At 47.0% G+C, this 12,517-nt stretch carries 15 protein-coding genes; 14 read left to right on the top strand and 1 reads right to left on the bottom strand.

The window, feature by feature from the left end; translation table 11 throughout:
* Positions 1–62 precede the first annotated feature (62 nt).
* Positions 63–356 (bottom strand): hypothetical protein, encoded by a 294-nt coding sequence (locus BM358_RS07190; protein ID WP_034095056.1) that lies wholly within the window; start codon positions 354–356, stop codon positions 63–65.
* A gap of 37 nt (positions 357–393) precedes the next feature.
* On the opposite strand from BM358_RS07190, the gene mtrB reads away from it, so the two are divergent.
* The 14 genes from mtrB to trpE all read left to right on the top strand — a co-directional run bounded on the left by mtrB (position 394) and on the right by trpE (position 12,509).
* Complete coding sequence (mtrB, locus tag BM358_RS07185; protein ID WP_013310730.1) at positions 394–624, top strand: trp RNA-binding attenuation protein MtrB; 231 nt, start codon at positions 394–396, stop codon at positions 622–624.
* Positions 625–722: 98 nt separating this feature from the next.
* Positions 723–1,274 carry a hypothetical protein gene (locus BM358_RS07180; RefSeq protein ID WP_023989175.1) on the top strand — a complete coding sequence of 184 codons (552 nt, stop codon included), beginning with the start codon at positions 723–725 and terminating at the stop codon, positions 1,272–1,274.
* A 116-nt stretch (positions 1,275–1,390) separates the two neighbouring features.
* Complete coding sequence (locus BM358_RS07175; protein ID WP_028540634.1) at positions 1,391–2,260, top strand: heptaprenyl diphosphate synthase component 1; 870 nt, start codon at positions 1,391–1,393, stop codon at positions 2,258–2,260.
* 9 nt (positions 2,261–2,269) lie between these two features.
* Positions 2,270–2,998 carry a demethylmenaquinone methyltransferase gene (locus BM358_RS07170; protein WP_023989173.1) on the top strand — a complete coding sequence of 243 codons (729 nt, stop codon included), beginning with the start codon at positions 2,270–2,272 and terminating at the stop codon, positions 2,996–2,998.
* Positions 2,991–3,863: a UbiA-like polyprenyltransferase gene (locus BM358_RS07165; RefSeq protein WP_028540635.1), complete on the top strand. Its 873-nt coding sequence runs from the start codon at positions 2,991–2,993 to the stop codon at positions 3,861–3,863. The genes BM358_RS07170 and BM358_RS07165 overlap by 8 nt, the downstream gene beginning before the upstream one ends.
* Positions 3,863–4,522 (top strand): UbiX family flavin prenyltransferase, encoded by a 660-nt coding sequence (locus BM358_RS07160; RefSeq protein WP_013310725.1) that lies wholly within the window; start codon positions 3,863–3,865, stop codon positions 4,520–4,522. The genes BM358_RS07165 and BM358_RS07160 overlap by 1 nt, the downstream gene beginning before the upstream one ends.
* Positions 4,479–5,345 carry a menaquinone biosynthetic enzyme MqnA/MqnD family protein gene (locus BM358_RS07155; protein ID WP_028540636.1) on the top strand — a complete coding sequence of 289 codons (867 nt, stop codon included), beginning with the start codon at positions 4,479–4,481 and terminating at the stop codon, positions 5,343–5,345. The genes BM358_RS07160 and BM358_RS07155 overlap by 44 nt, the downstream gene beginning before the upstream one ends.
* Entirely contained in the window at positions 5,342–6,316 is a 975-nt protein-coding gene (locus tag BM358_RS07150; protein WP_013310723.1) for a polyprenyl synthetase family protein, read from the top strand. Before BM358_RS07155 ends, BM358_RS07150 begins: the two co-directional genes overlap by 4 nt.
* A gap of 110 nt (positions 6,317–6,426) precedes the next feature.
* Complete coding sequence (gene ndk / locus BM358_RS07145) at positions 6,427–6,870, top strand: nucleoside-diphosphate kinase (RefSeq protein ID WP_028540637.1); 444 nt, start codon at positions 6,427–6,429, stop codon at positions 6,868–6,870.
* A 30-nt stretch (positions 6,871–6,900) separates the two neighbouring features.
* Positions 6,901–7,701: a CheR family methyltransferase gene (locus tag BM358_RS07140; protein WP_023989169.1), complete on the top strand. Its 801-nt coding sequence runs from the start codon at positions 6,901–6,903 to the stop codon at positions 7,699–7,701.
* 228 nt (positions 7,702–7,929) lie between these two features.
* Positions 7,930–9,099: a chorismate synthase gene (gene aroC, locus BM358_RS07135; RefSeq protein ID WP_028540638.1), complete on the top strand. Its 1,170-nt coding sequence runs from the start codon at positions 7,930–7,932 to the stop codon at positions 9,097–9,099.
* Between the two features lies 1 nt (position 9,100).
* Positions 9,101–10,195, top strand: coding sequence for a 3-dehydroquinate synthase (gene aroB / locus BM358_RS07130; protein ID WP_023989167.1), 1,095 nt, complete (start codon positions 9,101–9,103; stop codon positions 10,193–10,195).
* A 2-nt stretch (positions 10,196–10,197) separates the two neighbouring features.
* A complete protein-coding gene (gene aroH, locus BM358_RS07125; protein WP_013310718.1) occupies positions 10,198–10,572 on the top strand; it encodes a chorismate mutase in 375 nt (124 codons plus the stop codon).
* Between the two features lie 386 nt (positions 10,573–10,958).
* Positions 10,959–12,509, top strand: a complete 1,551-nt coding sequence (trpE, locus tag BM358_RS07120) for an anthranilate synthase component I (RefSeq protein WP_028540639.1) — start codon at positions 10,959–10,961, stop codon at positions 12,507–12,509.
* Positions 12,510–12,517: the final 8 nt, after the last annotated feature.

The following is a 12,517-nucleotide window of genomic DNA, read 5'->3' as shown; positions in this document are numbered from 1 at the left end:
CATATTCCCAATGCGCTGAAAAGACCGTGAATTTGATTCACGGCCTTTTCTTTTTGTCCTGTTTACTTCGTGGTAGAGGTGCTATGGACTGGAGAAGAGGAAGCTGTTCTGCCGTTTCGCGAGGCATAAGCGATCAGCACTAGGGGTTCACCTGTTAGCTCAGCAAATTCATGCTCCAGCTGTTGAAGTCGTTCGATTTGGGCAGGACTGAGATTGGCGGGAAGATAGTTTTTCATCAAATCCGTTCCTTTCTTTAATGGATGGGACTGCACGGATAGTATGGCTCGGGACACGCTAATTGTTGCAGGTAGCGAAGGAAGCATGTAGTTGACAAAACAAGCTTGAATCTCCATCATAAAAAGTATAGCTTCGGCTCTCAGGGAGGAAAAGGACATGGAAGATAACGTGACGGGTAGTAGTGAGTACGTCGTAATTAAAGCGAAAAGCAACGGATGTCAGGTTTTTGGTCTGACCAGAGGTCAGGATACACGCTTGCATCATTCAGAAAAATTGGACAAGGGCGAAGTACTGATCGTCCAATTTACGGATCATACTTCTGCTATTAAAATTCGCGGCAAAGCCGTTGTGATGACCAAGCACGGGGTAGTAGATACGGAGGATTAAAATGCAGGCATAGCCTGCTTTTTTTTGTTGTAGAATGAGAGTGAGGACCTTTACCGTAGCAAACCCACATTATGAGGTAGAGGTCAGGGGAGGCTCTGATGAAACCTTGGATTGTATTCGGTGGCTCCATTCTCATAACCATCGCAGCAGCTGTGTTGCTGCCGTCCTTACAGGTGCTGGACTCAGGAACCGCAGCAGTTCGCGAGACACAGGCGACGATTTCGCCTCAGCAACGGGTGCTGCTGTCGGATGACAATCTGGTGGATACGCTGAATGAGCTGCCGTTGACCACACCGATTGCAAGCGCAAGCTGGGAACATTCAGTCCTGACCCTGGATGTCAAGCTGTCTAAGGAAGAAACTGCCCCACTAGAGATTTATCAAAACATGGCGGAGCTTGCCGCTTTTAGCTTTTACGGAACGACGAATGTACGGCAATTGCTGCTTCGGGTGGTGACACAGGATGAATGGTCAGGAGAACGTCATTTGCTGCTTGCATCCGATATACGCCGGAACGAGTGGACGAACGAGGCATTGGAACAGCTGAGAAGCCGGGAAGGCGCGGAATTGCCAGAGGATTTGAAGTCCCGTTTCCGCATTACGGTAACGCCCATGTGGCAAAACAGGTTTAACGGTGTATATACAGATTAGATGTTTCTGCCGGTGGACCTACAGTACTTTAGTCGCGAATCATTTTAAATTGTGATATAATATAAGGCATTGCAATTATTTGAGTATAGCAGAAAGTCATGTCTCGGAGGCTTAGGATGAAACCGTATCGCGTACCCCAATTAGCAAGGAAATATGTGGAATACGACATGATTCAACAACATACGGAAATGCCGGCTTTTCCTGACAGCCGTACCCGTTTGATGTTTGTGTTTTTGAACCGGAATGCGCAGGAGCTGCATGCCAGTGAGGACGAACTGTACGCATTGGTAACCTCGCTTGTGCAGATGGGGCTGGATACGCATGATATGATTGATACTTTATCCGGTATACGGAGCCCGGAGGAGATGCGTTCCAGACAGCTGAAAGTGTTAGCTGGGGACTATTTTAGCAGTCGTTTTTATCAGCTGCTTGCACTGGCAGGCCGCATCACGGCCATTTCGAAGCTGAGTGATGCTGTATGTGAAGTGAACGCAGGGAAAATGAATCTGTACTGGGGAATGAAGCAATTCCGATTGGATGCAACTCAGTATTTAACTCAGATGGTTCGTTTCAAAAAGGAGCTTTTTTTATCATTCACTTCACTTGTAGCAGAACAGGATCAGGAAATTTGGAAGCAGCTTCTCAACAAATTTGCCCTCTGTGATACCTTGGTGGAGGAATGGGGCAAGCGGGCAGAACCGGACAAGTCCCGTTTCGGATATATGTTCTGGCATATTTATGGTAACGGGGACCGGAACGAGCAGGCATTGCTTTCAGGGAGTGGTACTGACACTGAAGCATGGCGTAAGCTTGTTCTGAAATACAAAGCCGAGGATGCGATACTGGACAAGCTTCGCACGGCTGTTACACACATCAGGCATATCCTGTCAGATGATCAAAATACAGGGATCGAGGAATTTGAACGCATGCTTGAGCCTTTCCAGAAGCTGCTAAATAGTCCGCACCCAGTTGTGAGGGAAGGTTAGGTGAACGTGATGGGATCAAGCGACACCAAGCCGAAAGAGCAATTTGTTCATGGTGTGTTTGAAAGCATAGCAGGTAAATACGATTTGATGAACGATATACTGAGCTTTCGCAGACATAAGGCTTGGCGGAAATTTACGATGAAAAAAATGAACATGCATCGCGGCGATACGGCAATTGATCTTTGCTGTGGTACATGTGATTGGACGCTTGCGATGGCACGAGCAAGTGAAAGTGGTCACATCGTAGGACTCGATTTTAGTCAGAACATGCTCAATGTTGGCGAGCGTAAGATTACATCAGAATCCCGTGAAAAGCAAATTAAGCTTGTTCAAGGCAACGCGATGGAACTACCTTTTGAAGATAATTCATTTGATTATGCGACGATTGGTTTCGGTCTGCGCAACGTGCCTGATCTGCGCCACGTGTTACAGGAGATGCAACGAGTCGTCAAACCTGGCGGGCAGGTCGTATGTCTGGAATTGTCCAAACCTACTTGGCAGCCGTTCAAGGGAATTTACTACACATATTTTCAACACATCTTGCCCATGCTCGGCAAATTGTTCGCCAAACGTTATGAGCAGTATAAATGGCTCCCTGATTCGTTGGCGCTTTTTCCAGGAAGGGATGAGTTGGCTGGCATCTTCCGTGAAGTCGGATTGAAGGATGTTCAGGCTCATTCTCTCACCGGAGGCATTGCGGCATTGCACATTGGAATCAAGGAGAGTCAGCATGTTTAAGAAAATTGCTATTTTTTTGGAAATGATTAAAATTGAACATACGTTATTTGCGCTCCCATTTGCATTCATGGGGGCTGTATTGGGGTCTGTTATCGTGACAGGCAACCTTCCCTCTTGGCCGCAGATCGGCTGGATTCTGCTAGCTATGGTTGGCGCACGTAGCGCGGCCTTTGGCTTCAATCGTATGATTGACCGGGTGATTGACGGGAAAAATCCGCGCACAGCAGGACGCGCTATCCCGGCGGGGTTGCTCAAATCGAGCGAAGTGGTGATTTTCATTATCGTCAGTTTGGTGTTGTTATTCTGGGCATCATTCAAGTTAAGTCCGCTGGCGTTCAAGCTGTTCCCGCTGGCCTTTTTTATGCTCGTTTTTTATTCTTACACCAAGCGTTTCACTTGGCTTTGCCATATTGTACTTGGTCTGACCATTGGTTTGGCGCCACTCGGCGCGTGGGTTGCAGTAACGGGACAAATAGATTTGACCGCTATCGTACTATATCTCACGATTGCATTTTGGACGGCGGGATTTGATGTAATTTATGCTTGTCAGGATATAGATTTTGACCAAAACGAAGGAGTTTATTCTATTCCTGCCCGTTTTGGTGTAGCAGGTGCGTTGAACATCGCTCGGGCATTCCACGTCATTACGGCAATCGGATTTATTGTATTGTTCTTTATTGCAGATTTAAGCTGGTGGTATCTGGCGGGCATGATTATTTCGTACATTATTTTATTTTATGAACACTATATCGTATCTCCAAAAGATTTGAGTCGTTTGCAGACGGCATTCTTTACTATGAACGGTGTACTTAGCACTGTCGTGTTTGCCTTTACACTGATTGATTTGGTGGTGCGTCAATACTAATGAATAATCAGGTGAGCGGACATCAAGGCAAACGAATCGTTATTGGCATTACAGGCGCGAGCGGAAGCATTTATGGTGTGCGACTGGTAGAGACTCTGCTGGACTTGCAATACACAGTTCACCTGATCGTTTCCAATGCTGGCTGGCGGGTTTTGAAAGAGGAGTTGGGCTGGAATGTGACTGACCGGGAAGGGGCTTTGAATGAACAATTCGGAGGCCGTCCCGGTTCTCTTGTATACCATCCGTTCACAGATATTGGAGCTTCGATTGCGAGCGGCTCTTATTTGGTGGATGCGATGATTATTATGCCATGCTCGATGGGGACGTTGTCAGCAGTAGCACACGGTTCGTCCGATAACCTCATGGCGAGGGCAGCGGACGTGATGATGAAGGAAGGGCGTCCGCTGATCCTTGTGCCTCGTGAAACGCCTCTACATGCCATTCATTTGGAAAACATGCTTAAGCTTGCGAGACTCGGCGTCAAAATGATTCCGGCTATGCCGGCTTTTTACTTTCATCCGAAGACGCTGGATGATATTGTGCTGTTCCTCGTAGGCAAAGTATTGGACAGCTTGCGTATAGAACATCAACTGTTTACGAGATGGGGGGATTCCGATGCCGACGCCGGACACCAAGACAATCACAATCGGAAAAATTAAATATACAAACGCTTGGCCTATTTTTCATTATTTTAATCCTTCTGAGCTTCTCCATTCGGCGGAGATGGTTTCTAAAGTTCCGGCTGAATTGAATCGAGGTATGCTGAATGGGAGTTTGGATATCAGTGCGATGTCCTCATTTGCGTATGCATCGGGTGCTGAGGAAATGCTATTGTTGCCGGATTTATCCGTCAGTGCAGATGGTCCTGTGCAATCCATTTTACTATTTTCACGCAAGCCGCTGGACGAAATCAAAAACGGAACCATTGCACTAACGAATACGTCTGCTACATCCGTGAATTTGTTGAAAATTTTGATGCAAAAGGCATGGGAAGGTCAGCCTTCCTATTTTGACTGTGAACCGGATCTTGACTTGATGCTGGAACAGGCAGATGCAGGGCTGCTGATTGGAGATCACGCGATTAAGGCATCTTGGCGAAGCGAAGGTCTGTATGTTACGGACCTCGGAGAAGAGTGGAAGCGCTGGACGGGCTATAGTATGACTTTTGCTGTATGGGCAGTACGACGTGCTGTTGCTGCTCAAAATCCCGCGGCGGTGGCTGAAATTGCAAGTGCGTTCCGCGTAAGCAAGCAGCGTAGTCTGTCGGACCTGACGCCTGTTATTTCTGAAGCATGCGAGGAAATTGGAGGTCTGCGAGATTATTGGGAGCGCTACTTTACTAATCTGTGTTATGATTTTGGAGAGAAGCAACAACAAGGTTTAGAGCTTTATTTTCAGTATGCGCATGAACTGGGGCTGCTTGACCGACGAGTGAAGCCGCTTCTCTGGAGTGACAATACGCTGACACGGGTGAAAGAATGAAACGATTGGATTTGTTCGGTTTATTAAAGAAGGATATGAACTTTATAGAAGAAGAGTTGTATCGCAGTATCGACAGTACGGAGCCGTTGATTAATGATACGTCGCTTCATCTGCTTAAAGCAGGGGGCAAGCGTTTGCGTCCCGTATTTGTATTGCTGGGAGGCAAGTTTGGAGAATATGATCTGGACAAGCTCAAGCGTATAGCGGTACCTCTGGAACTGATTCATTCTGCCTCTCTCGTTCACGACGATGTGATTGACGATGCGGAAATGAGACGCGGTCAACCCACCGTGAAGTCCAAATGGGACAATCGGGTGGCTATGTACACCGGAGACTACATATATGCACGTGCGCTGTCTATTGCTGCTGGACTGCCGAATCCCGACATTCACCGGGTACTGTCTAAAGCGCTGGTGCAGATGTCCATTGGTGAAATGGAACAAATTCGTGATTTTTTTAATGTGGATCAGAGTGTGCGGAATTATTTGCTTCGCATACGGCGAAAAACGGCATTGTTGATTGCGGTTAGTTGCCAGCTGGGAGCTATGGCTGCAGGGGCACGAGAAAGTGTCAATTCCCTGCTGTACAGCTACGGCTATAACGTAGGTATGGCTTTTCAAATTCAGGATGATCTGCTTGATCTGTGTGGCACGGAAAAAAAGATTGGCAAGCCGCCGGGCAGCGATATGAGACAGGGGAATATTACGCTTCCGGTGATTTATGCGCTTGAACAGCCTGAGTTGCGTGCCGATCTACTGGCTGAAATCCGCCGCATTCAGGATGGAGATGGGCAAGGAGACGCACGCAAAGCGGTGGATATGATCAAAAAAAGTGAAGGAATCGCTAAAGCTGAAATTCTCGCCGACCGATATATTAATAAAGCGCTAAACGCGCTGGACTTACTACCAGATGTCAAAACAAAAAAGACGCTACGCGATATTGCTCATTTTGTAACACGCCGCTCCTACTAAAGTTGTGTTTTGGGTTTGCTGTGACAAAATGCTTTAACCGGTTCCAAGCTTTCTGTTACAATACAGTTTAGTACTGTATAAATACATTAGATTGGATTGGGAGTGAGCCGATGGATCGTACTTTTTTGATGGTTAAACCGGATGGTGTACAACGTGGATTGATTGGACGTATCATCAGTCGACTGGAAGACAAAGGCTTCAAAATGACGGCTGGCAAGCTTGTGCAAGTATCTAGAGAACAGGCAGAACGGCATTATGCGGAGCATGTGGGCAAGCCTTTTTTTGAAGAGCTTGTAGGTTTTATCACATCAAGTCCTGTGTTTGCTATGGTATGGGAAGGGGATAACATCGTTACGCTTTCCCGCTTGTTGATTGGTAAAACACAAGTAACTGAAGCTCTTCCGGGCACAATTCGTGGAGACTTTGCAGCACATACACCGTTTAACCTCATTCATGGTTCAGATTCACCGGAGAGCGCAGAGCGCGAGATTGCAAATTTTTTCATGCCGGAAGAATCCATTCGGTATGAAAAAAGTGTGGCGACCTGGATGTAAGTTAAATTACGTATGAAGAAGGATGGTAGCATGACGGATATGGAACTGGGTCAGACGGACCCCGATTACACAGCGTTTATCCGCAAAATCAAGGACAGCACAGGTATTGATCTTGCACAATACAAAGAAGCACAGATGAAAAGGCGGTTAACTACGCTTCGCAACAAAAACGGGTTTCCCAGTTTTGTTTCTTTTTATGATGCCATGATGAAGGAAAAACCTCTATTCTATGAATTTCTGGATCGAATGACGATCAATGTTTCGGAATTTTGGCGAAATCCCAATCGGTGGGAAGTGCTGCGGGATACAATCTTGCCACAGCTGCTTGTGGGGAAGCAGAAGCTTAAGCTGTGGAGTGCGGCCTGCTCGACTGGTGAAGAGCCTTATAGCCTGGCTATGGTTCTCGACGGTAAAGGGATTTTGGGGAATTGTTCCATTACAGCTTCCGACATTGATGACGGTGCATTGGCAAAAGCCAAGGAAGGCAAATATTTGGAGCGTTCGCTCAAGGATGTACCTGAGCAGGTGGCTAGCAAATATTTCAAGCCGGATGGTGCGATGTATCGAATTGATGACCGTTTGAAACAAGCCGTGAAATTTCAAAAGCAAAACTTGCTGCTGGATCGGTTTGAGGATGGTTATGATCTCATTATCTGTCGAAATGTAATGATTTATTTTACAGAAGAGGCAAAACATACGTTGTATCAAAAGTTTGCAGCCAGTCTTCGTCCCGGCGGTGTGTTATTTGTCGGTAGTACAGAGCAAATCTTTTCTCCTAACCAATATGGTCTGGAATCGACGGAAACCTTTTTTTATCGCAAAAAAGCATAAGCCTGCATATATCATCCAAAGTTTGTAGGAACTTATTTATATCCTTGAGTAATTGATGGTTGGCTTATCAGCAAAGCACGTCCTTTAGCCCCTTTGGCTAAGAGGCGTGTTTTTGTTTATCTGCATACACGTGGCTTTTCTTGTCAAAGAAAGGTGCGTATACTATAATGAAGCACAGTTAAAGATTTTAGCGATGCACAGTTTAACAGTTTAAAGGGGGAACGCGTCATGAGTTTACGTTATTTAACCGCGGGGGAAACGCATGGTCCCCAGCTAACTGCCATTGTAGAGGGTATGCCGAGCAATTTAAAATTGGATTTTGAGGAATTGAATTTTCAGCTGCACCGTCGTCAGAAAGGGTATGGACGGGGTCGGCGTATGCAGATTGAAAAAGATACGGCGAAGATTGCCGGAGGCGTACGTCACGGCTATACCACAGGTGCACCGATTGCGCTGGTTGTGGAAAATAACGATTGGAAGCACTGGCAGAACATTATGAATATTGAGCCTATTGAAGGCAGTGATGAAGACAAGCGTCGGGTTCACCGGCCACGTCCGGGTCATGCGGATTTGAATGGCGGAATGAAATACAACCTGAAGGACCTTCGTAACGTGCTGGAGCGCTCCAGTGCACGTGAAACAGCAATTCGTGTGGCATGCGGCGGTTTGGCCCGTCAATTGCTGGCTGAGTTCGGAATCAAGGTGGCAGGTCAGGTCATCCGTATTGGGGAAATCGAAGCTCCTTACCGTGATTTGCCGATTGATGAGCTGATTGCCGTGACAGAAGCCTCCTCGGTGAGAGTAACCGATCCAGAAACCGAAAAGAAAATGGAAGCATACATTGATCTGATCAAGCAAGAAGGTGATTCAGTCGGTGGGGTAGTGGAGTGTATTGTAGAAGGTGTTCCGATTGGTCTGGGCAGTCATGTACAGTATGATCGGAAACTGGATGCACGTATCGCACAAGGCGTCATGTCGATTAATGCATTTAAAGGCGTGGAAATTGGCATCGGCTTTGAAGCAGGGGAATTGCGCGGTTCACAGGTGCATGACGAGATTCTATATGATGAGGAACGTGGATATCACCGTCGTACCAATCGTTTGGGTGGTTTTGAGGGTGGTATGACGAATGGAATGCCAGTTGTGGTTCGTGGCGTAATGAAGCCGATTCCCACACTCTACAAGCCGTTGCAAAGCGTCGACATTGATACAAAGGAAGCGTTCACCGCACAGGTTGAGCGTTCGGATGCATGTGCAGTGCCAGCGGCAAGCGTAGTCATGGAACATGTCGTAGCTTGGGAGATTGCGAAAGCTTTGCTAGAAAAATTCGGTGGGGATTCGATTGAAGAGATTCGCGCGAATATTGCATCCTACGAAGAACAACTGGGGCGGTACTAAGATGAGTACGCTGACGGTACAACTTGGCGAACGTTCTTATCCTATTCATATCGGACGAGGGCTGTTACATCGAGCCGGAGAGTTGTTGAAGGAACGAGGAATTGCGCAAAAAAGCCCGTTGTTGATTGTTTCTGACGAAAATGTAGCGGGATTCTACTTGGCAACATTGGAGAGCAATCTTCAGGCATCTGGCTACAAGACAGTGTCCTTTGTCGTTAAGCCAGGTGAAACCTCCAAGTCGCTCGCTGTATTTGAGCAGGTCATAACAGCAGCCATTGAGGGCGGTTTGGATCGCAATTCAGCCGTTATTGCACTTGGTGGTGGTGTGGTGGGTGATTTGGCTGGATTTGTGGCAGCTTCTTATATGAGAGGTGTCAAGTTTGTACAGATCCCCACTACGATCCTTGCCCATGATAGTAGCGTGGGCGGTAAGGTCGGCATCAACCATCCTTTGGCGAAGAATATGATAGGAGCCTTCCATCAACCGGAACTTGTGTTATATGACGTAGATACGTTGTCCACCTTGCCTCCTCGTGAGGTATCTGCGGGGCTTGCTGAAATGATCAAGCATGGTTTGATCTGGGATGCTGATTTCGCCCAGTGGTGCCGTGACCATGCGACTGATTTGCTTGCGCTGGATGCGACAGCTCTGGAGTACGGTCTGGAAAAGGGATGTTCCGTAAAAGCCGAAGTGGTGTCGCGCGATGAACGAGAAAATGATTTACGCGCTATTCTAAACCTAGGTCATACGATTGGTCATGCGATTGAAGCCATTGCGGGATATGGTGAGTTTTTACACGGGGAAGCCATTTCTATTGGTATGGTCGGCTCCGCACTTTTGGGCGTGAAGCTGGGGGCAGATCCTTCTTTGGTAGATGAAACGAAGGATATGTTGTCTTCGCTACGGCTACCGACCTCCCTTCCGTCACATCTCGATACAGATCGGCTGCTGGACGCGATGATGCATGACAAAAAGTTCAAAGAAGGCAGCATTACTTTTGTCGTCCCACGTAGCATCGGGCACGTGGAGGTTGTGAAGGATATTTCCGTCTCTTACATCCGACGAGTTATTGAACAGTTAAAAGAGGGGGCGTAACGATGTACAATCGTGGAATTCGTGGCGCGACGACCGTAGTGAATAATGAAGAAAACGAAATTTTGGAAGCAACATGCCAACTACTGGAGGAAATTGTATCCTACAATGAAATTCAGCCGGAGGATATTAGTAACGTATGGATTACGGTGACCCATGACCTGGATACTGCCTTTCCAGCCAAGGCCATTCGTCAGCTTGATGGCTGGGATATGGTTCCGCTCATGTGTGCATTAGAAATTCCTGTGGCAGGCAGTTTACCCAAGTGCATTCGTTTGATGGTACAGGTAAACACCGATAAATCCCAGCGTGAAATTAAACATGTATATTTGAACGGAGCACAGGCGTTAAGACCGGATCTGGCTTCCCAAGGGAAATAAGTGCCCGTTTTTAAAGTTGATGGTTGCCAAAGTAACATCCCATGAGATATAGTGTGTGTAGCAGAGTTAAGTAGAGTAGAGTTAGCCAGAGACAGAGTTGAGATGAGAAGAGTGCAGCCTTAGCCAATTCCATATGAGATTACAGAGATCGGCGGTAGCGGGTAAGCTTTTGTCTATGAAGAGATATTCTTCTAAAGAGAAGCTTATTTGAGGCAACCTGTGCGGTTATACAAAAGGGATGAGTGTATACTTATCTATTTGCTGTAGTCATTTTACATATGGAGCATTCTTATAATTTCGATAACTGACAGCCTCTACCTTATCGGTAGAGGCTTTTTTATATTCTCTCCTTTGGTTCTGCGCCAATTTGGAAAGGAAGTGATCTCATGTTAACGCCGCATGTGGAGCAAGTGATAACGATGGCGAGTGAATTTAACCTGATTCCTGTGTACAAAAAAGTGCTGGCTGATATGGAGACGCCGATTCGGATTTTCCGTCGGTATGCCGAGCGGGACCGTGCCTTTCTGCTAGAGAGTGTAGAGGGAGGCGAACAGTGGGCGCGACATTCATTCATCGGTACAGACCCGTTCCTAATGGTCTCGGGTAAAAAAGGACGTTTGATATTGGAGCAACACGGTAAGCGGCAAATATTAAACGACAAGCCGATTGAAGCGCTCAAAGCATTGCTTCGTAAATACCGTAGTCCGAAACTGAAAGAAATGCCTCCATTTACAGGCGGGGCTATTGGATTTTTTGGATATGACTTGCTTCAATACTATGAAAAGCTGCCAGAGCATTCGGTAGATGATTTGAATATGGATGATATTCGTTTTATGTTCTGCGATCAAGTAATTGTCTTTGATCATGTGAAACAGCAAATTTTGCTGGTCGGCAATGTTCATATAGGCGAAGGGTTTCGCGATGAGGACATTCGTGCTGCTTATGCTGATGTGGAACGCAGGTTGGAGGAAACGGCGCAGTATCTGCGCAAGCAGACCCCGCCTGAGCGATTAGGATCGGCTTCCATTCCTGATGATGTGGAACTAGGTGAGATCCAATCCAATATGACGAAGGAACAATTTATATCAAACGTAGAGCAGGCGAAGGAGTATATCCGCTCCGGTGATATTTTTCAGGTTGTACTATCCCAGCGTTTTCACATTGATACAGAGGCCTCTCCTTTACAGGTATACCGCGTGCTGCGCACGATGAACCCGTCGCCATATATGTATTATTTGAAAATGGATGACGAGATCATCGTAGGCACCTCGCCTGAGGCACTCGTCAAGGTGGAAAACGGCCGGGTAGAAACCCGTCCTATTGCAGGAACGAGACCGCGTGGGGTAACGGAGACAGAAGATGCGGCACTTGCTGAAGAACTGTTAAACGATGAAAAAGAGCGTGCAGAACATCTGATGCTGGTCGATTTGGGAAGAAATGATTTGGGCCGTGTATCACAGTTTGGCACAGTCAAATGCGATACGTTTATGGAAATTGAACGCTATTCCCATGTCATGCACATTGTTTCCAATGTGTCAGGTGAGCTACGTGAGGACAAAGATTTCTTCGATGCCTTCCTGTCTTGTCTGCCAGCTGGCACTGTATCGGGGGCTCCGAAGCTACGGGCCATGGAGATTATTGCTGAGTTGGAGCGGGAAGCACGCGGACCCTATGCAGGGGCGATTGGATATTTGGGCTTCTCGGGCAATATGGACGCTTGCATTACGATTCGCACGATTGTGTTTAAAAAGAACCGGGCCTATGTCCAGGCAGGCGCTGGAATTGTGTGGGACTCGGTTCCGGAAAGCGAGTATCAGGAGACGGTAAACAAAGCAAAGGCATTGCTGAAGGCAATCCGCACGGCAGAAGTGATGTTCCCGGCAACGACACAGCCCTATAACAGCGTCATCAACCAGGATTATTTGTATACTCCGTAACACACAAA

The sequence above is a fragment of the Paenibacillus sp. cl130 genome, assembly GCF_900116035.1.
Classification (GTDB): domain Bacteria; phylum Bacillota; class Bacilli; order Paenibacillales; family Paenibacillaceae; genus Paenibacillus; species Paenibacillus polymyxa_B.
Note: the sequence above shows the minus strand (reverse complement) of the source record. Positions and strands in the feature narration are given on the sequence as shown.